20 protein-coding genes are annotated in these 21,223 nt (G+C 39.2%); 9 read left to right on the top strand and 11 right to left on the bottom strand.

Features of this window, described 5'->3' with window-relative positions; translation table 11 throughout:
* Positions 1-138: 138 nt before the first annotated feature.
* The 6 genes from nuoB to WAA15_RS08910 all read right to left on the bottom strand — a co-directional run bounded on the left by nuoB (position 139) and on the right by WAA15_RS08910 (position 5,628).
* On the bottom strand, positions 139-648 hold the full coding sequence (gene nuoB / locus WAA15_RS08935) for an NADH-quinone oxidoreductase subunit NuoB (protein WP_337042385.1): 510 nt from the start codon (positions 646-648) through the stop codon (positions 139-141).
* Entirely contained in the window at positions 638-1,114 is a 477-nt protein-coding gene (locus WAA15_RS08930) for an NADH-quinone oxidoreductase subunit A (protein ID WP_337042384.1), read from the bottom strand. The genes nuoB and WAA15_RS08930 overlap by 11 nt, the downstream gene beginning before the upstream one ends.
* 1 nt (position 1,115) lies before the next feature.
* Positions 1,116-1,430 (bottom strand): rhodanese-like domain-containing protein, encoded by a 315-nt coding sequence (locus WAA15_RS08925; RefSeq protein WP_337042383.1) that lies wholly within the window; start codon positions 1,428-1,430, stop codon positions 1,116-1,118.
* A gap of 36 nt (positions 1,431-1,466) precedes the next feature.
* Entirely contained in the window at positions 1,467-3,266 is a 1,800-nt protein-coding gene (locus WAA15_RS08920; RefSeq protein WP_337042382.1) for a T9SS type A sorting domain-containing protein, read from the bottom strand.
* Between the two features lie 27 nt (positions 3,267-3,293).
* Positions 3,294-4,073 (bottom strand): PASTA domain-containing protein, encoded by a 780-nt coding sequence (locus tag WAA15_RS08915; RefSeq protein WP_337042381.1) that lies wholly within the window; start codon positions 4,071-4,073, stop codon positions 3,294-3,296.
* Between the two features lie 76 nt (positions 4,074-4,149).
* Positions 4,150-5,628, bottom strand: coding sequence for a peptide MFS transporter (locus tag WAA15_RS08910; RefSeq protein ID WP_337042380.1), 1,479 nt, complete (start codon positions 5,626-5,628; stop codon positions 4,150-4,152).
* A 497-nt stretch (positions 5,629-6,125) separates the two neighbouring features.
* Between WAA15_RS08910 and WAA15_RS08905 the strand changes: the two genes are divergently transcribed.
* The 6 genes from WAA15_RS08905 to WAA15_RS08880 all read left to right on the top strand — a co-directional run bounded on the left by WAA15_RS08905 (position 6,126) and on the right by WAA15_RS08880 (position 12,039).
* On the top strand, positions 6,126-6,992 hold the full coding sequence (locus WAA15_RS08905) for a dienelactone hydrolase family protein (RefSeq protein WP_337042379.1): 867 nt from the start codon (positions 6,126-6,128) through the stop codon (positions 6,990-6,992).
* An 88-nt stretch (positions 6,993-7,080) separates the two neighbouring features.
* Entirely contained in the window at positions 7,081-7,587 is a 507-nt protein-coding gene (locus tag WAA15_RS08900; protein WP_337042378.1) for a photosynthetic reaction center cytochrome c subunit family protein, read from the top strand.
* Between the two features lie 157 nt (positions 7,588-7,744).
* Positions 7,745-8,116, top strand: coding sequence for a BlaI/MecI/CopY family transcriptional regulator (locus WAA15_RS08895; RefSeq protein ID WP_337042377.1), 372 nt, complete (start codon positions 7,745-7,747; stop codon positions 8,114-8,116).
* A gap of 70 nt (positions 8,117-8,186) precedes the next feature.
* The gene (locus WAA15_RS08890; protein ID WP_337042376.1) at positions 8,187-9,800 is read left to right on the top strand and encodes a M56 family metallopeptidase; all 1,614 of its coding nucleotides are present in this window, start codon (positions 8,187-8,189) and stop codon (positions 9,798-9,800) included.
* Positions 9,801-9,838: 38 nt separating this feature from the next.
* Positions 9,839-10,249 (top strand): energy transducer TonB, encoded by a 411-nt coding sequence (locus WAA15_RS08885; RefSeq protein WP_337042375.1) that lies wholly within the window; start codon positions 9,839-9,841, stop codon positions 10,247-10,249.
* Positions 10,249-12,039, top strand: a complete 1,791-nt coding sequence (locus WAA15_RS08880; RefSeq protein WP_337042374.1) for a TonB family protein — start codon at positions 10,249-10,251, stop codon at positions 12,037-12,039. The genes WAA15_RS08885 and WAA15_RS08880 overlap by 1 nt, the downstream gene beginning before the upstream one ends.
* Here WAA15_RS08880 and WAA15_RS08875 read toward each other — a convergent pair.
* On the bottom strand, positions 12,036-13,826 hold the full coding sequence (locus WAA15_RS08875; RefSeq protein ID WP_337042542.1) for an ABC transporter ATP-binding protein: 1,791 nt from the start codon (positions 13,824-13,826) through the stop codon (positions 12,036-12,038). The two genes, WAA15_RS08880 and WAA15_RS08875, sit on opposite strands and share 4 nt — an antisense overlap.
* A gap of 152 nt (positions 13,827-13,978) precedes the next feature.
* Here WAA15_RS08875 and WAA15_RS08870 point away from each other — a divergent pair, with 152 nt between their 5' ends.
* A complete protein-coding gene (locus tag WAA15_RS08870) occupies positions 13,979-14,605 on the top strand; it encodes a peptidoglycan DD-metalloendopeptidase family protein (protein WP_337042373.1) in 627 nt (208 codons plus the stop codon).
* Between the two features lie 53 nt (positions 14,606-14,658).
* On the opposite strand, the gene WAA15_RS08865 is transcribed toward WAA15_RS08870, so the two are convergent.
* The 3 genes from WAA15_RS08865 to WAA15_RS08855 all read right to left on the bottom strand — a co-directional run bounded on the left by WAA15_RS08865 (position 14,659) and on the right by WAA15_RS08855 (position 17,558).
* Positions 14,659-15,996 (bottom strand): ABC transporter permease, encoded by a 1,338-nt coding sequence (locus WAA15_RS08865; RefSeq protein ID WP_337042372.1) that lies wholly within the window; start codon positions 15,994-15,996, stop codon positions 14,659-14,661.
* Between the two features lie 49 nt (positions 15,997-16,045).
* Positions 16,046-16,960 carry an ABC transporter ATP-binding protein gene (locus WAA15_RS08860; RefSeq protein WP_337042371.1) on the bottom strand — a complete coding sequence of 305 codons (915 nt, stop codon included), beginning with the start codon at positions 16,958-16,960 and terminating at the stop codon, positions 16,046-16,048.
* 169 nt (positions 16,961-17,129) lie between these two features.
* Complete coding sequence (locus tag WAA15_RS08855; protein ID WP_337042370.1) at positions 17,130-17,558, bottom strand: hypothetical protein; 429 nt, start codon at positions 17,556-17,558, stop codon at positions 17,130-17,132.
* A gap of 199 nt (positions 17,559-17,757) precedes the next feature.
* Between WAA15_RS08855 and WAA15_RS08850 the strand changes: the two genes are divergently transcribed.
* Both WAA15_RS08850 and WAA15_RS08845 read left to right on the top strand, forming a co-directional pair.
* Positions 17,758-20,313, top strand: a complete 2,556-nt coding sequence (locus WAA15_RS08850) for a transglycosylase domain-containing protein (RefSeq protein ID WP_337042369.1) — start codon at positions 17,758-17,760, stop codon at positions 20,311-20,313.
* Between the two features lie 100 nt (positions 20,314-20,413).
* A complete protein-coding gene (locus WAA15_RS08845; RefSeq protein ID WP_337042368.1) occupies positions 20,414-20,767 on the top strand; it encodes a LytR/AlgR family response regulator transcription factor in 354 nt (117 codons plus the stop codon).
* Here the strand turns inward: WAA15_RS08845 and WAA15_RS08840 are convergent.
* Positions 20,764-21,195 carry a YybH family protein gene (locus WAA15_RS08840; protein ID WP_337042367.1) on the bottom strand — a complete coding sequence of 144 codons (432 nt, stop codon included), beginning with the start codon at positions 21,193-21,195 and terminating at the stop codon, positions 20,764-20,766. The two genes, WAA15_RS08845 and WAA15_RS08840, sit on opposite strands and share 4 nt — an antisense overlap.
* Between the last annotated feature and the right edge of the window lie 28 nt (positions 21,196-21,223).

Here is a 21,223-nt window from a genome sequence, read left to right as displayed (position 1 = left end):
GACAAAAAATAGATTGGATAGTATTCGGAAATGTTTCGCAATATACTACTTTTCTGCGTTTTTTTTCGCTTATGTCTCCTGAAAACAAAACGTGATGTAACACTTACACCACGTTCTGAATTTATTATAAAGCGTTGCCTACTTTTTCAGGTCTGCTATTTTCTGGCTTTTGATTTTTTCCTGTAATTTCAGAATCCCGCCAATGAGTGCTTCTGGTCGTGGAGGGCAACCCGGTACATAGACATCAACCGGAATAACTCTATCAACACCTTTTACTACATGATACCCATGTTCCCAATATGGCCCGCCACAATTCGAGCAGCTACCCATTGAAATAACATATTTTGGGTCGGGCATTTGTTCGTAAAGCCTGCTGATTCTGTCGGCCATTTTAAAAGTGACCGTACCAGAAATAATCATCAGGTCAGAATGACGTGGAGAGTTTCGTGGAAAAACGCCAAATCTTTCCAAATCATAGTTAGAGGCATAAGTTGCCATCATTTCAATGGCACAGCACGCCAGCCCAAAGCCCATAGGCCAGATAGAATTGGCTCTTGCCCAGTTGGCTAGTTCGTCGATCGAAGTAAGAATAACTTCGCTCTCTCCTGTTTTAATATGTACGTCCTTATCAAGGGTTTCAAAATTCATTTTCAGAGTACTTTTTGTTCACGTTTTCGTACATATTCATTGGTATCTTACTTTTAATCTTCGGGGTTTTTATTTCTGGTTTTACCCATTCTAAATGCCCTTTTGCCCAAACGTAAGCTAATCCTAGAGCCAGTACAAGAATAAAAATGAACATTTCGGCTAAAGTAAACCAGCCCCAAAGCCCATTGCTTTGCTGAATGTAATTGCTATTTCCGAAGACAGTAGCCCATGGAAACAGAAAAACCAGTTCGACATCGAACAATATAAAAATCAAGGCTATTACATAAAAACGTATGTTGAACCTGATATTTGCATTGCCGATGGGGTCTTCGCCGGATTCATAGGTCATGAGCTTTTCTACGGTAGGTTTTTTGGGTCGAAATAACCACGAAATACCTAATACCAGTAGTATAGCTAACGCTGCGAAAATAAGAGCCAGTAAAACTATTCCAAAATCGGATAACATATTATTCGTTTTCTAATTCACGGTAGGCCAGTATTCCGCCTAATACATTGTGTACATCTTCAAAGCCTTGCGAAATAAGAAAAGCCTTTGCTTTACCGCTACGCGCACCACTACGGCAATGCAGGTAAATGGGTTGCCCTTTTAGCTCTTCAAGTTCGCCTATTCTGTCAGGTATTTCGCCTAGCGGAATAAGTTTTGCGCCGAGGTTATCATCTTCGTATTCGTAATCTTCGCGCACGTCAATCAAGTTAATTGGCTGTTCGTTGTCGAGCATTTCTTTCAATTGCTCTACGGTAATATCATAATTTTTGTCCATTAGTATATCAGTTTTCGGAATTAAATATAAGACCTGTTAATGCAAAACCATAATCTTGCGAAGAAAATTCTTTTTGCCGTCTGAAAAGTTTACAAAATACATACCCGACGGCAGGGTTTCGATGTTTATTTCCTGTGTGGTTACGTCTTCTGATAAAACAGTTACCCCTGTGGCATTAAAGATAGTAATGTGTTTGATGTTACTTAAATTCCATTGCAAAATACCAGTAGTTGGGTTCGGATAAGCAATTAGCCCACCGTTCACAGGCTCTTCGTTGGCAGTAATGCTATTTTGCTGAGCCTTTGTGGCAATAACGGGCCTTACCATCAGGCTGCCTTTAACAGATGTATTCTTTATCCATTCACTTCCGTTGTTATAGAAGATTCTGTTGGCAAACTGAGGGGTATTTTTATCGACACCAATAGCTATTACGTCAGACGTAAGTTTCGTCCAAGCCACATAAAAAGTATCTTTAAGGGCGATATTCCGGTTAAGCGGATATTCAGTAAAGCCGTTAATACCTTTGCCATAAGCCACTTTGATTGACTGCTCATGAATAATTTTGCCGGGCATACCGCCAGCACTTTCCATTATCTGTAACAGGAAAAACTGCCCCGAAATATCTTTAAAATAAGGGCTGAAATTAAACCTTACAGCTCCTATGCTATCGGGTTTACTTAAAATATATTGTATAGCCGCTTTTCCTAAGTTCTGGTCAAAATCTGCGCCTATTTCTGCCGAACCATCATCATAAGCATAGAAATCATCCAGAAATGTATATGTAGAAATAGAGTCATTAGAGGAGAGGTCATAGCCGGGTAATAGGGGTTGTACGTTATCGGTAGTAGAAATATTGAGCTGAAATTTCAGTACAGCTTTTGTAGACCCGAATTGTGTAACAGGCGGAATAATTAATTGCCGGCTGCCGGTTATGCCGGGGGGCAAGTTACCAAAAAACGGCGCAGGGGCATCATAGTATACCTGATTCGATACCGTGTCTATGATTTTCCATCGATATGGAACAAAGTTACCGATGTCTTGCAGATTAAACATTTCAGCCCTGAGGGTATCATAGGTTTCGGCGGCTGGGTTAACCATATATTGGCGCAAGGGCATTGCCGAATACCTTTTCAGGTAAGAGGTAGTAAACTTGGTACAGGCAATATCTTTGCTGTAAATATCCTGATAATTCCGATTTTTGTTGAAATAAATATAGTCGATATGCCACATATCGAAAGGACCAGACTGCCTGCCTTTTGTTTCAAACCTGAACTGGAAGTTGTCATGCAGAAAATCCTGATTTTTTATGGCAATGAGTTGTTGCTTGAAACTATCACTTCGGTAATTTCCGTTTTGTTTCCAGACTGGAATCCAGCTTTTTTTATTATTAAGAAAAGAAACAATAAGGGTATCGTCACTATCGGGTAAATCGCCATAGCCTTTAGCTTGCCAGAAAAAACTCAGGTAGAGTGAGTCAGCAACCTGATAACTCCCTATTTCGATAGGCTGGGAGGTTAGCGTATCGGTACGTCCGTAAGCTAGTTGGTTTGTATAATCGTAGGGTAGGCCCGCTGCGTTTCTTCCATCAAAAGTTGCTACATACATACTGGGCTGGTTAATAGCAAACGAGTTATTCACTAAAGTGCCGCCATTTATCCAGAGTTTTGGATTAGGGTTAGGGCCTGTATATTGTGAGAAATCATCAAAAAAAGGTAACTGAACCTTTTGGCTATAAGTATGATGGAACGAAAGAAGCAGCAATAAAATAACAGACCTGCAAAGAATTACAGGTCTGTTATTTAAAAACGAAATCATGTAATGATAAGTCTTTTGCACGTTGTTTGGATATTAAAACGAAATAAATCAGTTCTCGGTTGTGTTAGGGTCGGTTCCGGCCACATCTACATCGATAACGTCACCAATACGGATTTTATTTCCTCCGGCTGAAGGTCTTTGTTTGACGATGGTTCCATCGGCTACGCCTTCTACTGCCCCTACATAATGAATAGTTATTGACAGGTTTTGCCCTGACGTAAGTATTTCTGCTTCATCGGCGGCCATACCAACCAAATTCGGCACTTCTATCATCTGGTCGCCTAGTCCATCACCTACTACCAGCGTAATCTGTGAGCCTTTAGGAACCAACGAGCCGGGTGTGACTTCTTTTCCGTTTACTTTTAGTTTTAAAACCGTGTTTTCTTCTAATGCTGCAATGTATTCGGGTGGGCCAGCTACCAAACCATTGCTAAGTAACTGGTTTTTGGCACTTGACATTGACCGCCCCAGAATATCAGGAACTTTCACCATAGGGGCTGTTTCTGATACAATTGTAACATATATCTTACGGCCTTCTTTTACACTAGAGCCAGCTTTGGGGAATTGCGTAAGCACAGTAAGAGGCTTTGCGCCAGCCACAAAGGTGCAGTCGCTTACTTCGTATTCAAGGTCACGGTCATCGAGGGCTTTTTCCATTTCCTCAATGGTCATACTTTTTAATTCCGGTACCGTAATTGACTGCCCATGATTTGTACTCCACGGGAGGTACAGAAAAAAGAAACTGAAAAATAGTATCAGGAAAATTGCAATAATAATTCCGATATGGGTGAAAATATCAGCTCTTGTGTTTGTACTAAATTTTGCCATCTTTATAGGTTTGCATTCAGATTCTATATAGAATCAATGCAAAAAAAAAGTATTTATTGGAAATTACAAAGGTTTTTTATTTAACTCCGCCCGTCCAGTTTTTTAAAGGCTTTTGAAGTACAAGAATAATACCACCCACAATGAGGCAGAACCACACAATACTCATGAACATCTGAGGCATTTGCTGTATTTTTTCCGCGTTAAATCCTCCGGCAAATAAGCCAGCAAAAAGGTTGCCCAGCGCAGTAGCCACAAACCAGATACCCATTAACTGGCTAAGAAATTGTTTAGGAGCCAGTTTGGTGTAGGCACTTAAACCGACAGGGCTAAGGCATAGCTCGCCCAATGTATGAAAAAGATACGTAAATGTTAAAATCAAGGCTGAGGCTTTGGCACCTGTAATAGCCACTTTAGCACCCCATACCATAATATAGTACCCTAGAGCTACCAGAAATAAGCCTATGGCAAATTTAACTAGCAGCGGAGGATTCATTTTTCGTTTTTCAAGAAATACCCAGATACCCCCTACAACGGGCGCAAAAAGCAGAATGAATATCGAATTGAAATTCTGGAACCAGCTTGAAGGCATACCAAAAGGCAATTCCGAATGGCGGTCGGCAAAGATTTGTAAAGAAGAACCTTGCTGTTCAAAACCTGCCCAGAAAAGAACGGCTCCCCAGAAAAGAATAAACAAAATACCTACTCTTTTCATTTCAATTTTATTCAGGCCAGAGGCAAATAGTAAATTGGCAAAATAAGTTAGCACAACGGCTACGCAAATAATACCCATTGAGGTAGCCACTCCTTGCTTATTACTCCAACTAAAAGTGCCATTTAATTGCATCACTATCAAGAAAACAATAACTGCAGCCAATAAAACCCATGTTAAGGGCTTTATATTTGTACTTGTGTTTGACTCCGCTTTTTTGTTGCTTACCTTCGGGTATAAACCTTTCTCTTTCAGAATCGGGTTGGCAAAAATACGGTAGTTAACCAGCCCTAAAAACATGGCTATGGCTGCTGCGCCAAAGCCGTAGTGCCAGCCTACTTCCTGCCCTAGATACCCAACAATAGTAATGCCTAAAAACGAACCCAGATTAATACCCATATAGAAAATCGAGAAAGCGGCATCTCTGATGGCCCCACCTTCTGGATAAAGCTCACTTACAATAGAACTGATATTAGGTTTCAGCAAACCTGTACCTATGGCTACTAGTGCAAGGCCCGTAAAAAATAAAAATTGGGTTGAAGGGAAAGCCAACACAATATGGCCTATCATGATAGCAATGCCACCATACCAGATTGCTTTTCTTTGCCCTAAAACATTATCTGCAAGCCACCCACCGGGTAATGATAATAAATAAACTGAAAATGTGTATAAACCATAGGTAGCACCGCCCTCACCTTCGTTCATGCCTAAGCCTCCTTTGGTTTTGTCAAGTAAAAAAAGTAGCAGAATAGCGCGCATTCCGTAGTACGAAAAACGCTCCCACATTTCAGTAAAAAATAATACAAATAGCCCTACTGGGTGTCCAAATAATGTTTTTTCCTTCATTAGGTTTAAAGTTTAGATGAATGGGCAACAAATAAATTTGACTTTATTTATCATAAGAAACGCACAATTTATAAAACTTTTGTTTAAACATCGCAAAAAAACTTTCTGCAAGTGTAGATTCCGGCCTAATTAAAGCGTAAATGGCTTTTAGACTAATATTCTTGAAGATTGCTAGGGCTAAAAATAAAATTTAAAATTAATTAGCGAAATTTCGCAAAAAATATTTACTTCGCATCTGGAAAATAATCTCAGAAACCTGTGCTTCCGATAGCCGTTCGGGCTACGAAGCAATCTATATATAATATATGTTTTAAGGTTTAATTTTGCTTAGAATAAAAATTTAAATGCTCCACTTATAGTGGAGCTATTTTTTTAATAGCCTTCTGTTAATTCACTGGTCTATATTTGTAGATTATTTGTCTCATAAATCATAAAGATTTTAACAAAACAATCCCTTTATATGTTGTTACATAGAATAACTTAAACCTCGTTAAGCAATGATTAAATCACTTATTACCATTCAAGCCATTTTAGTAAGTATCTGGTTCTTTTTCTGGGGAGTTGAATCAGAAAAAAACACTCCGGTTTCCGAAATTACAATCTGCCACTCAGCCCCGATTGATGGCATGAAACAATTCGCTCTCGACCCTGCCTTTCAGGCCCTGCATCCGGCTCCACTTCCATTGCATTACGAAGCAGTAGGTAAAGACATTACCTTTAAAACTGCCGATGGTGTAGATGCCAAAGGGTATTTCATCAAATCAAAAAAGCCAAGTAACAACTGGCTATTGGTGTATCAGGAATGGTGGGGGCTGAACGATTATATCAAACGCCAGTCAGATACCTATTACAAGGATTTAGGCGAAAATGTAAACGTACTAGCTGTTGATATGTATGATGGCAAGGTAACCGCCGACCCTAAAGAAGCAGGTAAGTTTATGTCAGAGGTAAACGAAACCAGACTCGAAAACATAGTAAAAGGGGCAATAAGCTACGCAGGTAAAAAAGCAAAAATTGCCAATGTAGGCTGGTGCTTTGGCGGTGGCTGGTCGCTTCGTTCGGCTATTTTGGGCGGGCCGCAAACAGTAGGTTCTGTTATGTACTACGGAATGCCAGTAAGAGACGTTGAGCAACTAAAAAAACTCAACAGCGATGTGCTAGGTTTGTTTGCCACAGAAACACGTATTTCGAAAGAGGTAATCGAAGAGTTTGCTGCTAACATGAAAACCGCCGGAAAATCGCTCGACTATAAAATATTTAATGGTGTGCATGGTTTTGCTAATCCTAGTAATCCTAAATATGACGAAGCTCTTAGCAAAGAAGCCTATGCCATGTCGTTGAATTATTTGAAAAAGAAATTTTAGTAAAAAAACAACAACACAAATATGATGTTATGGTTTTTTAACTAACTTTCCGCCTTTCTTATCTACGACTCTAAATATTTTATTTTTTATGAAGTTAATTATTCCTTTTTTATTCGTAATAATCGGAATTTCATCATTTGTTTCTTTAAACTCTACTACTAAGAAAGAAAACAATGCCATTGTATGGAAAGATACACTAATGGCCGACCGCGAAAAGTATCTGAAGGCTTTTAAAGATTCTATCAGAGGTAAAGAAAGCATGGCAGCCGATTCAGTTTTTAAAAATATAAAAACATTAAAAGGAAAATCAGCCGAGCAAGTACTAAGTATCATGAATAGCTGGGGGCATGCGTTGGGCGTAACCTGTAAGTTCTGCCATGACCTGAACGACTTCGCTTCTGAAAAACCTCGGCATTTTAATCAGACCCGCGAAATGGTTGAAATGACCAACCGTTTAAATAAGGAAATATTAGCTAGTCTGAAAACCTTCCGTCAGCCGGTAGTAATGGGTTGTATTTCATGCCATAACGAAATGAAAGAACCCCCTCATGACGGCCCTAAGCCTGAAGGTGCCAGACCAAGACCAAGAAATTAAACAGATAACCCCATTATAAGTGGTATGAAACACCCTCATACCACTTTTTTTATGGGTATTGAAAAAAAACTATATAAATAGTTTTGAAACTAAAAAATTAGTTATAACTTTGTTTATAATTAAAGCCGTCCTATACTCAATTAATATATTAGATAAAATGGAACTGAGAGAATTGACCCGCGCGGAAGAGGAAGTAATGCAAATATTATGGAATCGTGAACCCGCCTTTGTAAAAGATATTCTGGAAGAATTCCCGGAGCCTCGTCCTGCTTATAATACTGTATCTACGATTGTTCGTATTCTTGAGCAAAAAGGTTTTATCGGGCATAAAGCCTATGGTAAAACACACCAGTATTATTCGTTGGTAAGCAAAGAGGAGTATAAGTCTTTTGCTACCACAAAATTAATGGAAGGTTATTTTGAAAACTCCGTTGAAGAAATGTTTTCATTCTTTGTCAGAGAAAAGAAAATTGATATACAGGAAGCCGATGAGATTTTGAAACTAATTGAGAAAATGAAAAAGCGGTAGTGCGCCAAATTAGTGCCAACAGATAAGTATTCAGTAAAACTATTCATTAACGTTTAATGAATCATGCAATATGATTGTACTAATCTACCTATTAAAAGTAAACCTTGGTCTGGTTGCTTTCTACGCTTTTTACTGGGCGTTTTTACGCAAGAACACTTTTTTTCAGACCAATCGTTTTTATTTGCTGTGTTCTGTGGTGGCTTCATTTCTGATGCCGCTTATTAAAGTAAGGCATAATTACAATTTTGAGTATTCGCTTCCGCTCACCCTTAACGAATTACCTACCGAGGTAATAAAAACAGTGGTGTATCAGCCTGTTTTAGGTTCGGTTTCCAATAGACTTAGTTTTCATTGGGTAGATTTGCTGGCTGTAATTTATCTGGTTGGCGTATTGGTTTTCAGTACACGCTTTATATTCGCTTTGGTAAAAATTTATTTTCTGCTGCGTGACAGCGAGCCTATTGATGTGTCCGAAACCCGTACAGGGCGTAACTACTGGCTTTTGCGCACAAACAAAGCATTTTCGTCCTATTCATTCTTTAATTTTCTGATTCTGAACAAGGAAGATGCCTTTTACAACCGCGCCGTCATAACCGACCATGAGGAGGTGCATATCGGGCAAGGCCATAGCTGGGATATATTTTTTATAGAGATTACTCATATATTTTGTTGGTTCAATCCGCTACTACTTTCATACAAGGAATCGCTTAGAAAATTACATGAATTTATAGCTGATAGCATTGTTGAAGGTGCCGAAGTTGCCCCTTATGCACAATTCCTTTTTGCTTATAATTTCAAAATTAACGCCAGTACGCTAGCAAATGACTTCTTTAAGGATTCGTTACTCAAACAGCGAATTCAGATGATGATGAAAGAGCGAACACCACTATGGTATGCCGCTAAATATATTTTTATACTACCATTAGTAATATGCTTTGGCTACTTTGTAGCTGCGCAGGATATAAGAAGAGTAAGGATAAATGATGTAGTACCAGCCGAATATGTAGGCGGGCTTATTAATCTTGAGTTATTCTTTAGCCGTAATTTCTCTTTTCCTGAGGCAGAAAACAGGGCAGTAGGAAATATCTATCTTTCATTTACAGTAACCAAAGAAGGGCAGGTGTCAGACATTCATATTGATAAAGGCTTACGGGTCGATTATGACAACGAAACCTATAACATATTAAGCAAAATGGCTGAATGGATACCCGCTGAAAAAAGAAAAAATCCGGCTCTTTCGCGCGTATTCCTGAAAATTACTTTCAATAAAACCAACGAGGTTACTATGCAGCAATATGCTGCGGACCCAGCTTTCAGAGGGGTACTGATAGTAGATAACGAGCAGATTGACTACGGAGATAAACTATACAGTGAAGATTATGCCCTTATTGTGAAAGACCTCGATAAAACCAAAGTAAGCTACCTTCGGCTGAATGGCTCTAACGAGCAACTAGAAAATAAATACGGCAACAGAGCGAAATATGGCGTTGATTTCTGGATGGATAAATACACGATGGCGGTTATTGTAGATGGTAAAGAAGTTGACATGAAGGGCGGAGTTACTTCTATCAGTATGGAAGAGTCGGCCGTGGAAGTACTAACGCCGCAGGATGCCACACACAAATTAGGAAAAAAAGCCCTCAATGGTGCTATTGTGATTAAAGAGACAAATTCAGGAAAATAATATTATTTAACTTAACTAATCTAAACTAGAAAAAACTTATGAAAAAGCTATTTTTATTAATAATTACATTGGGCTTTTCTGTGACTATTGCTATTGCCCAAAGCAACCCTAAAAATAATGAGGTATACGAGCAGGTAGACCAAACACCTGAGTATCCGGGCGGAATGCCTGCTCTTGTCGATTTTATCGGTAAAAATCTGAAATACCCTTCCGAAGCACATAAAAACAAAATAGAAGGTAAGGTACTGGTTAAATTATTAATTGAAGAAGACGGAACCATTAGCGAAACCGAAATCATGAAGGGTCTAGGGCATGGTTGTGACCAAGAAGTAACACGAGTAATAAAATTAATGCCTAAGTGGAAACCGGGTAAGAAAGACAACGCCTTTGTGCGTACCTCCTTAGTATTGCCAGTTATGTTTGCATTAGAAAGAAAATCTTCGAAATAATGAATTTTTTATTTTACATTGTTCAGGTAAACCTGTACCTGATACTTTTTTACACTTTCTACCGGCTAGTGTTATTTGGAGAAACATTCCATAACCTTAACCGTGTTTATCTGGTGGCATCAGCTTTGCTGTCGTTCGGAATCCCCCTCTGGTATTCCGAATATGTACAGTCGTGGTTTATTACAAAAGAGATTAATGCTGTCTTTTATTCTATCTATGACCCCTCGCTCATTTTGGTCAGGCCAACCGAGCAACTTAGCTTTACATGGGCTGATGCCATAAAGGGGCTATATATATTTGGCATTATTATCTTTAGTATCCGTTTGTTTGTAACGCTACTCCAGTTAATGGTGGTCTTGAGGAATAAGAATTTTGAGAAATTTTCAGCCTTTTCATTCTTCGGATACAGTTTCGTTGATGATACCCTCAAAAAGCGTGATACCATTCTTGCACACGAACACGTACACGTGCAGCAACTACACTCGGCTGACGTGCTCATTTTTGAACTTATTGCCATTCTGAACTGGTTCAATCCGATAGTATATTTTTATAAGAAAAATATAAAGCATATACATGAATTTATTGCCGACGACATAGCTTCCCGCAAGGAAGCCTCTAAAGCAGACTACGCTATTTTGCTATTTACGCAGGAATTCGGGTTGCAGCCTCACCAGCTTACACATCATTTTTTTACTCATTCAACCTTAAAACGTCGTATTCAAATGTTAAATAAACCTCGCTCTCGTCAGATTATGTTATTGAAATATGGTCTTTCTGTACCTTTATTTATTCTGATGCTTGTGCTTTCATCGGCCACAATTATCAAGCACGAAGTATTTACAGCCGTAGAAGATAAAGTAAATAATATTATCAATACTCAGGTAAGTCTGGCCCCTCCGCCTCCACCTACCGAATTGACCATTGATAAAGCTAAAGCCAACATTATTACAGGCAAGGTAACTTCGGCAGAAGACGGAAATGGTATTCCGGGAGTAATAATAGAAGTAGTAGATAAAAATAGTGGCACCACTACCGATGCCAGAGGAGAATATAAAATAAATGCATTGCCTGATGATAAACTACGGTTTACATTTCCGGGTTTTGAAACAGCAGTAGTGCCAGTAGCCAATAAAAATGCCATTAATGTAACCCTAAAAGTAAAAAACAATACAGTGTCTTTAAAGGAATCAACACCTACGCTTACGTTAAAAGCTAATAATAATGAAGATGTATATTTTACAGCAGTAGAGCAAAATCCTGAATTTCCGGGTGGAATAAAAGCAATGTACAATTTTATTAGCAATAACCTGAAATATCCGATAGAGGCAGTCGAAAACCGTACTTCAGGAAAGGTGTTTGTAAGATTTATTGTAAGAAAAGATGGAAGCATAACCGATTTAAAAATACTGAAAGGGATTGGCTACGGATGCGACGAAGAAACAGTACGGGTGTTTTCTCAGATGCCCAAGTGGAACCCAGGTACACAAAACGGAATACCAGTTAACGTTGCCTTTACTGCACCGGTCAACTTCACGCTGGGCGAAAACAATAACACAACCTTTACTACTTCGCCCGATAATGTTGCTATCCGTTTTAGAGGAATAAACGCCGACAAACAACTGTTTTTAGTTAATGGAAAAGAAGTGTCAATCGATTTATATGGCGCCCTTAACCCTGACAGTATCGAAAGAGTAGAAATATTGAAGGGAGAAGAGGCCATCAAACAGTATGGCGAAAAAGGAAAATATGGCGTTATAATAATTCAAACCAAACTGAATAAGAAAAATTAAAGTTGGCTGGTTGTGTCTTTAGGGTGCAATTGTTCCTGATGTTTCCACAATTCCTGAAAGACCGGGCTATTCTTTTTCAGATATTCAAATGTCCCCTCGTCAATAATGCGTCCATTCTGGAGAATGTACACGTAATCAAACTTGGTTAAAAGGTGAAGCCGATGCAGCGACGACAGCACGGCTTTGCCTTTAAACTCCTTAAAGAGTTTGTCGTATATCTGTACTTCCGTTTTAGGGTCAACGCTGCTGGTAGGTTCGTCTAGCAATACAATTTCACTGATTTTCGCAGCTAGTACTCCTCTGGCTAGAGCCAGCCGCTGCTTTTGCCCACCTGATAGGTTTACGCCTTTTTCCTGAATGTTTGACTCTAACCCGCGCGGAAGTTGGTGTATTACCTCTTTGAAATGGGCCGTTTCGCTAACCTTCATGATTTCTTCGTCGGCAAATGGTAAACCAAGCGTAATGTTATAAGCAATGGTGTTTTCAAAAATTTCCGGTTCCTGCGGGAAAAGCGTAACAGTTTCCGAAATAATATCTAGTGAATGATATTCTTCGCCGTCTATGACAAGTTTTAATTGTGGTTCTGCTTCATACAAGCCCCTGAGCAAAGCTAGTAGGGTACTTTTACCACTGCCACTCTCGCCGATAAACGCAATCTTTTTCCCTTTCTCAATAGTAATATTAAGGTTATGCAAGCTATGAGCAGCTTTTTCGGCTTCATAAACCATATTATGCGAAAAATTCAAGCCTTTAATTTCTATCTTTTTCCATCCTTCTGGCAAATTCAGGGCTGTGTCGGGTCTATGGTGTTCCTTAAAAGCCTCGCCTATTGTTCTGGCAGTTTGTACGTCTGTGTTGTATTGCACAATGTTGGTATATTGCCATGCAACATCATGAAAAACACTCGTGAACTGAATAACATAACCTAGCAAGGTTACTAAGCCCCCAATATAAAAAGGCTGGCCGGGTGTCCAGTGTTGATACACATAGCCTACTGCAATTACACAATAAATAGCTGTTACGAGTAGGTCGGCTACAAACCATTTCCATTCGTTTATCCGAACATTTCTGCGAAAAGGTGGTAAAACCTCTTTTACCTTTTGCATCAGGCTCGACTCCATCCGCTTTTCCAGCCGAAGCGTAATAACTGTAATAATATTTGAAAGGCTATCGAAGAGCGTCGATGACACAACGTGTTCTTTTTCGTTGGTTTCATCTAAAGCCTTAATAAATGGTTTATCGAACTTGAATATTACCCAGATAGTGAAAAACCCTAAAATAATACCAACACCACCAAAAACAGGCGAAAAATAGAGCATGGCTCCGAACGAAAAAACAAATTTTGAAATGGCATGTAAAAACATGAAGCCATCCTGAAAGAAATTTTTCAGGGCTTCGTAAGCCTTTCTGATACGGTTAATTGTAGAGCCGCTGTGGTTATCCTGATGCCAGCGGATAGGCAAATGTAAGGTCTGGTGGTATAATTCTTCCAGAAAATTCCGGCTTAAATTAAAAGCCAAATCACGTTCCATGATGCGCGCAGGGCCATGAAAACACCATTCCAGAAATTTAAGCAGCAGAAAAAGTCCCGCATAAAGCAACACGCTCGTCCAGATTTTTGAACTATCCCGTTGGATACTATCCACAAACCACCCATATAGCAGAGGGTTAAGAGCAGCAACAATATTGGCTCCAATAAAGAGACTATAAATAAAAACGTATTTTTTCTTTTCCTGACGGGCATATTTCCATGCGGTTTTCAGGAGCGAAACATAAGGATTCGACATATTTAATTCAGAAATCAATGCAAAGGACGGTATTTTCAATGAATTTGTTTTAAACAAACTATTAAATTCATGAAAATGTGGTTTTCGTTGCAGAGAGCTATTATTATTGCAGGCTGAAATAAATTTTTTGTGTTTAAAAATAGTCTGACAAAATGCACAGAGTAATTGCAATTGATAAATATATATGGCTCGATTTTACGGCGAATAATCAAGAACTTAAGCACGTGAATCTGGGTGATACTACTGCGTTCTCGGCGTATGTTTTTAACAAAATTCGGTCGGCTGGGGCTGAATTAGGCGTAGGAGGGTATCTGGAAGACAGAGTTATTTATCAGGTTAGAGAACACTTTTCAAACCAGAATGATGAAGCCAGATGTATTCATCTGGGTATTGATTTGTGGGCACAGGCAGGCACCCCCATCTATTCGCCTCTGAAAGGGAAAATACACAGTTTTAAAAATAATAATAATTTCGGCGACTATGGCCCTACCATTATTACAGAACACCAATATGAGGGCAAAACCTTATATCTATTATACGGGCATCTATCGGTAAAATCGTTAGAGGGTTTATATACAGGGAAAATGATTGAGGCAGGAGACCAGATTGCAGAAATAGGAGATTTTCCTGAAAATGGCGACTGGCCACCACATTTACATTTTCAGGTTATGACGGATATGCTAGGGTTAACAGGCGATTTCCCGGGGGTATGCACACCTAAAGACAAAGAAAAATTTGCCAGAATTTGTCTCAATCCAGACTTTCTTCTGGGGCTATAAAACAAGAATCCTGTGAAAACTCACAGGATTCTTGTTTTATGAAAAACTTATTTTTAGCCTTTATAAAAAATCCACTTGCCGATTTCCTTGAATGTAGGTTTTTTGCCAAACATCAGGATACCCACACGGTAAATACGCGCGGCCAACCAAGTAGTTCCGATAAAGCCTGCTGTCAAGAGGCTCATCGAAAGCACAATTTGCCACACAGGTACACCAAATGGAATGCGCACCATCATGATGATTGGCGATGTAAACGGAATCATCGAAGTCCAGAAGGCTAGATTACCGTCAGGTTCACGAATAACAAACTGGGCAATAGCAATTGAAAAGATAATAGGCAAAGTAATGGGAAACATAAATTGCTGGACATCCGTCTCGCTGTCAACAGCCGAGCCAATAGCTCCGAATAAGGCACTATATAGCAAGTATCCGCCCAAGAAGTAGAAAATAAAACAAGCCAGAATAGTTGCCCACGGTAGGGTTTGTACGGCTTTCATGGCCTTGCCATAAAGCCCCCCCGGCCCTTTAGCTTCTTTCTGAACCTGTTTTTCTATTTCCTGCGCCTGTGGCATTTTACGAACTTGTTCCAAGCGTTGCTCGGGCGAGCCTGCAAATTTTTCTCCGAACAAAGTAGTAGCCGCAGTAGTAATGGCAAATGACAGAACAATCCAGAGAGTAAACTGGGTTAATCCTACAAGGGCTACACCAATGATTTTACCCATCATGAGTTCAAATGGTTTAATAGAAGAAATAATTACCTCAACAATACGGTTTGTTTTTTCTTCCATTACACTTCTCATTACCTGAACACCAAAAATAAACACGGTAATATAGATAAGAAACGCACAGATATAGCCAATAACAGTAGCCGCCACTGAGCTATTACTTTTTTCGCCTTCTTCACTTAAACTGATAGTCTCGCTGTTTACATTCATTTTGGCGTCTTCAAGCACTTTTTGTGTAATACCAGCTTCTGTCAGTTTAATGGTTTCAATTTCATTCTCGATGGTTTTTTCTATTCCTCTTTGAAGTTCAATTGAAAGACTCTTTTCCGAAAATATCTTTACGCCCTTAGGGTTTGTCATAATATCTTTCGGAATATAGGCAAGTGCATCATAATCACTTTTTTTGAACCCTTTTTTTGCGTCATCAAGCGACTGCGTGATATAAGTATAAGCGAGTTCGTCAGTGTTTTTGAACTTATCTTTAAATAAACCGCTCTCGTCTATTACTTCAACCTTCTTTAGGCTAATAGACGACATGGCTGTCCAGCCGATAACACCATAGAATGCACCAATAAGAAGCGGACCAAGAATGGTCATGACAATAAAAGATTTCTTACGGACTCTGGTGAGGTATTCTCTTTTTAGAACAAGGAAAATATTTTTCATTATAATTTGAGCTTGTTTGAAGAATTAAACTTACTGAATAGCATTGGTATCATTGAGGTATTTCATTAACTGCTGCAATGAAAATATCATTCATACTTGGTATATTTTCGCCAAAACTGCGTAACTCTACCTGAGCAATCAGTTGTTTTATTAGCTGATTAACAGGCGTTTCAGGTTTTAATTTCAAGATAGACTTATTGTAGTTATCTTCAATTTTCTGGGTACTTACAATGTCAAAATCCTGATTTTCGCTGCTTAGGTCTCCGAGGTATTCAACATGATACGTATGGGTTTTAAATTGCTCCTTAATAAGTTTTTTAGGGCCATCAAGCACCTTATGAGACTTATTAATGAGAGCAACGTTATCGCATAGTTCTTCTACCGATTCCATGCGGTGTGTCGAGAAAATAATGGTAGTACCTTTCTTTTTCAACTCCAGAATCTCATCTTTTATGAGGTTTGCATTAATTGGGTCAAAACCAGAAAAAGGCTCATCCAGAATAATTAATTGTGGTTCGTGCAGAACAGTAGCCACAAACTGGATTTTCTGTTGCATCCCTTTCGAGAGGTCTTCTACATTTTTTGTCCACCATGTTTTGATGTCAAACTTAATAAACCACTCTTTCAGTTTTTCCAACGCCTGTTTCTCCGACAAACCTTTTAATTGTGCCAGATATAACAGTTGTTCGCCTACTTTCATCTTTTTGTAGAGGCCACGCTCTTCGGGCAGATACCCGATTTGCCTGATGTGTTCGGGGTTCAGCTTTTGTCCGTCAAACAGTACATAGCCTTCGTCAGGGCCGGTAATCTGGTTAATAATACGGATAAGGGAGGTCTTTCCTGCGCCATTTGGCCCAAGCAGACCAAATATTACGCCTTTAGGAACATTGATACTTACATCGTTAAGGGCAGTATGCTGTGCATATCGTTTCACGACATTGTGCACTTCGAGGATATTGTTCACAATAATGTTAGTTGGTTTAGTGGCTCAAAGTTAAGGGTCTTATCAAAAGTAATAAAGAAATCTGTATAAATGGAATAATTCTTTCATGAAAGGCAGAAAAAACAAAACTCCATGAAGTTTTGAACAACATGGAGCTTCAGAATAATCACAAATAAAGCAATGAATATGCTCAACTATAATATTCGCGTATCTGGAAAAGAAAATAACCCGAAATAAGAAACGTTATTATAGCATCCAGAAAATCCAGATAAAAAATATCACCTACCAGAAAAAGTAAAAAAGCATAATAAGCCCAGACCCAACCTTCACGTTTGCGGTCGAACAAACCCTTAATCGAAAAAAGGCTGCATACCATGCCAGCTACTTTGCATAAAGTACCCAACGAACTTAATATATGTGCAGTAAAAGCCGAAAAAAGGCTCGAAATAGTACCTAAGCCTATTACTAACAAATACAGCGGAACAAGTAACAGCATTATCCAGGGGGTAATTTTTACAATGAAGTTTTTCCATTCAACAGGTAATTGAAAAGGTACTGCGGTTGTAAAGAGAGGTAATATCTCTTTCTCAAGTGGTTTGTCAGGAGTTATGAAGCTCATAGCTATTAAATGAGTTTAGGAGTAATTAATAATTTAGTGATTGTAATGTACCGATTGACCTCTGGTTTTTCAAGTTTTTATCATTAATTGCCCATAGTTTTTTACTAAATGGTAAACTCAATAAAAAACCTTTCAACTTTTTTTGATTATTTGCATCAGAATCAAGTTATTTGTTAGGTTTTCGGCGAAATATTTAAATATGAAAGAAAATAATACCATTGATTTTATTAAGAAGTTTTGGGTAAACAGTACCTCAAAAATAGGTAAAGCCTGGGGGTGGTTTTTAGACCAGATATACCGTCTTTTATGCAAGATATTCGGCGAAAAAAGAATTGAAGCTGTATTTATTTCTTTTTACAAGGTAATTGATGGCGTAAATAACTTCTTTCTTTCGAAGTTCGACACTCAGGGAAAATATTACCCATTTATTAAAGGAACGTACAAATTTGGGGTCAGAACCCTCATTGTGGTTTTCTTTTACTGGTTCTGTATCGAAACTAATTTCCTGTGGCTTTGTGGGGGTATGCCAAGCATTGAGCAATTAACCAATCCGAAAATTGCACAATCTTCTACCATTTATTCAAGCGACGGGGTTGAGCTAGGAAAATTCTTTACAGAAAACCGCCAGACTGTTGATAGTTCACAAATGTCTCCGTGGTTATTTAAAGCATTGATTTCGACCGAAGATAAGCGTTTCTACGAACATTCAGGAGTTGACCTGCAATCAATGGGTGGGGTGCTTATAGGTATTCTGAAAGGAGGCGAGCGTGGCGGCGGTAGTACTATTTCGCAGCAATTAGCCAAAAACCTGTATAATACACGTCGGCGAGAAATGAGGGGGCTTTTGTATTACGTGCCAGTAATAAAAACGATTGTTTACAAAACCAAAGAGTGGTTAACGGCCATTCGTCTTGAACAACGTTTTACTAAAGGTGAAATCCTGACAATGTACCTGAATACCGTCGACTATGGTAATAATGCTTATGGTATCCGAACGGCTTCACGCACATATTTTGATAAAGAACCAGATAAACTAACAGCCGAAGAAGCGGCCGTTCTGGTAGGGCTACAAAAAGGTACCACGCTTTACAATCCTATCAGGAATCCTAAAAATGCCCTCAAACGCCGCAACACAGTTTTGCAACTAATGGCTAAAAACGGCGATTTACCTCAGCAGAAAGCCGACGAACTCTGCAAAACAGATATAAAACTGAATATCAATACTGACGATGCCTCAGATGGGCAGGGAAGCTATTTTAAAGTCGCTTTAGCTCGTTTTATAGAAAATTGGGCCAAAAATAACGAAGTTGATATCGATTTGTACAGAGATGGCCTAAAAATTTACACCACTATCGACTCACGGATGCAGGATTACGCCGACAAGGCGGTGTCGAGTCACATGAAACGCCTGCAAAAAATATTTGACCAAGAGTGGAAAGGTAAGAATCCGTGGATTTACGAAAACGGGCAGGAAATTGTAGGCTACATTGACACCGTTGCCAAACGTACCCCTATTTACAGAGGGCTAGCTATTAAGTATAAAAACAACCTCGACTCGATTCATTATTATATGTACGAGAAGAAAAAAATGACTAAGGTTTTCACTTGGGATGGCGAGAAAGAAATGCTCATGAGCCCCATTGATTCTATTATTCATTACAAGAGGTTTTTACAGGCAGGTATGATGGCTATGGACCCCTACAATGGCTTTGTAAAAGCATGGATAGGCGGTATAGATTATGATTATTTCAAATATGACCATGTAAAGCAGGGACGTCGCCAGCCGGGGTCTACATTTAAACCTATTTTATACTGCTCGGCTATTGATGGCCCTCTGAATTTATCTCCTTGTGACAGGCGCACCGATGAACCATTCAAAAAAGAATGGATTGAAAAAGGCGAACCTAAAGTTTGGGAGCCTAAAAATGCCGATGGAGTATTTACCTACGCTAGTATGAGTCTTAGAAGAGCAATGGCGCGTTCGATAAACTCGGTAGCAGCAAAACTGACCGATGAAGTCAAGCCCGAAACCATTGTGCAATATGCACGTAAACTAGGTATTACTTCACATCTTGACCCTGTTTTGTCGTTGGGCTTAGGCTCGTCTGATGTATCGGTCTATGAATTGGTTGCAGCCTATGCCACTTTTGCCAATGGTGGTGAGTATATTGAGCCAACGCTTCTTTTCAGAATAGAAGACCCAACCGGAAAAGTAATTTATGAAAACGAAACAAAAAAACGCGAGGCTATCAGACCTGAATCGGCATTCCTGATGCAATATATGTTACGTGGTGGGGTAGAAGAACCCGGCGGAACATCTCGCGGGCTTTGGGAATATGCCAGTGCCTTGTTCGGAAACGGTGGGCAGGTAGGAGGTAAAACCGGAACAACCTCCAATTACTCAGATGCGTGGTATATGGGCTTTACCAAAGACCTTGTTTGTGGCGTGTGGGTTGGTGGCGATGACCGTAGTATCCACTTCCGTACACGTATGGGCGAAGGTTCACGTTCGGCTTTGCCAATTTTTGGTAAATTTATGCAAAGCGTTTACACCGATAAAAAACTGGATTATTCGCCAGGACCATTTCCTAAGCCCGGTTTCCCAATCAAGAAAAACTATATGAATTGCGGCGATGACATCGGCGGAATTAATGCAGCTGATTCGACAGCCACTTTATTAGATTCATCGAATACAGTTCCGAGAGATGTAATAACTTTCCCGCCCAAAGATACTACCGTGAAAAACGACAACTAGAAGGCTTTAAAGTTTTTTATTTAAAAAAATAAAATGCTTTACAACTAATATCAGCAATTGGGAGTCATGAGTTATAAAAAGACTTAAACTCTCAATTCTGATGGAAACAAAGCTATACACAACTGAAACAATCAAGCTGGCTGGTAAAAAGAAAGTTACCCCCTCTGAAGTACTTTTTTTGAAAGCTGATGTTAACTATACAGAAGTTTTTTTGCAGGACGGTGAAAAAGTTATAGTCTCCAAAACTTTAAAAGAACTCGAAAAAGATTTCATCAACCATGATTTCTTTCGTACACATAAATCTTACATGGTTAATTTACACCATGTAACAGGTTATCAGATTCATGAAGGTTTGCTGGTAAAAGTCCACAACGAACATCAGGTAAGCCTTTCTCGCCGTAGGAAAGACGTTTTTCTACTCACTGTTTCAAAATTCAAAAGCGGGCTTAATTAACTGGTATGGTCCGAAACAATGAGCCATTTGCCCTTTATCTTCTTTAGTACTAAGGTAAAGTAACCTCCGGCATCGCCTTTTTCGGGTCTGGTTAAATGCCATTTACCCAGCACCCAGCAGGTTGTGGGCGAATAAAAGTCGGTTTTCTGAATATCAAATTTTAGCTTACCCATCGTTTGCACGTCTGGGTAGCTTTTATAATATCTTTCTAAGGTGGCTTTCCAGCCATAAATTACACCTGTTTTGCTAATAAACATCAAAGAGTCCGACTTCCAGTAGTCTTCCATAAAAGCAGCAATATCACCTTTATTCCAGTTTTCATTCTGGCGTTCCAGCACTTGTAATACTTCTTTGCGGGCTTTGGCTGTTTGCGCATAAATTTGTGCAGAAAAAAACAAACATACAATAAATGCCAGTACTGCTCTCATATTGAATAGTTTAGTTAGTTAAATAAAG

Source organism: Emticicia sp. 17c, from assembly GCF_037153985.1.
Classification (GTDB): domain Bacteria; phylum Bacteroidota; class Bacteroidia; order Cytophagales; family Spirosomataceae; genus Emticicia.
This window is presented reverse-complemented; position numbering and strand designations above follow the sequence as displayed.

Bases quoted from the DNA above. Each gene is read 5' to 3' on its own strand.
- WAA15_RS08895 (WP_337042377.1), top strand. From the start codon at position 7,745: ATGGAACTGAGAGAATTGACCCGCGCGGAAGAGGAAGTAATGCAAATA.
- WAA15_RS08915 (WP_337042381.1), bottom strand. From the start codon at position 4,073: ATGGCAAAATTTAGTACAAACACAAGAGCTGATATTTTCACCCATATC.
- WAA15_RS08930 (WP_337042384.1), bottom strand. From the start codon at position 1,114: ATGTTATCCGATTTTGGAATAGTTTTACTGGCTCTTATTTTCGCAGCG.
- WAA15_RS08855 (WP_337042370.1), bottom strand. From the start codon at position 17,558: ATGAGCTTCATAACTCCTGACAAACCACTTGAGAAAGAGATATTACCT.
- WAA15_RS08905 (WP_337042379.1), top strand. From the start codon at position 6,126: ATGATTAAATCACTTATTACCATTCAAGCCATTTTAGTAAGTATCTGG.
- WAA15_RS08910 (WP_337042380.1), bottom strand. From the start codon at position 5,628: ATGAAGGAAAAAACATTATTTGGACACCCAGTAGGGCTATTTGTATTA.
- WAA15_RS08890 (WP_337042376.1), top strand. From the start codon at position 8,187: ATGATTGTACTAATCTACCTATTAAAAGTAAACCTTGGTCTGGTTGCT.
- WAA15_RS08900 (WP_337042378.1), top strand. From the start codon at position 7,081: ATGAAGTTAATTATTCCTTTTTTATTCGTAATAATCGGAATTTCATCA.
- WAA15_RS08870 (WP_337042373.1), top strand. From the start codon at position 13,979: ATGCACAGAGTAATTGCAATTGATAAATATATATGGCTCGATTTTACG.
- WAA15_RS08850 (WP_337042369.1), top strand. From the start codon at position 17,758: ATGAAAGAAAATAATACCATTGATTTTATTAAGAAGTTTTGGGTAAAC.
- WAA15_RS08885 (WP_337042375.1), top strand. From the start codon at position 9,839: ATGAAAAAGCTATTTTTATTAATAATTACATTGGGCTTTTCTGTGACT.
- WAA15_RS08880 (WP_337042374.1), top strand. From the start codon at position 10,249: ATGAATTTTTTATTTTACATTGTTCAGGTAAACCTGTACCTGATACTT.
- WAA15_RS08925 (WP_337042383.1), bottom strand. From the start codon at position 1,430: ATGGACAAAAATTATGATATTACCGTAGAGCAATTGAAAGAAATGCTC.
- WAA15_RS08875 (WP_337042542.1), bottom strand. From the start codon at position 13,826: ATGTCGAATCCTTATGTTTCGCTCCTGAAAACCGCATGGAAATATGCC.
- nuoB (WP_337042385.1), bottom strand. From the start codon at position 648: ATGAATTTTGAAACCCTTGATAAGGACGTACATATTAAAACAGGAGAG.
- WAA15_RS08840 (WP_337042367.1), bottom strand. From the start codon at position 21,195: ATGAGAGCAGTACTGGCATTTATTGTATGTTTGTTTTTTTCTGCACAA.
- WAA15_RS08865 (WP_337042372.1), bottom strand. From the start codon at position 15,996: ATGAAAAATATTTTCCTTGTTCTAAAAAGAGAATACCTCACCAGAGTC.
- WAA15_RS08845 (WP_337042368.1), top strand. From the start codon at position 20,414: ATGGAAACAAAGCTATACACAACTGAAACAATCAAGCTGGCTGGTAAA.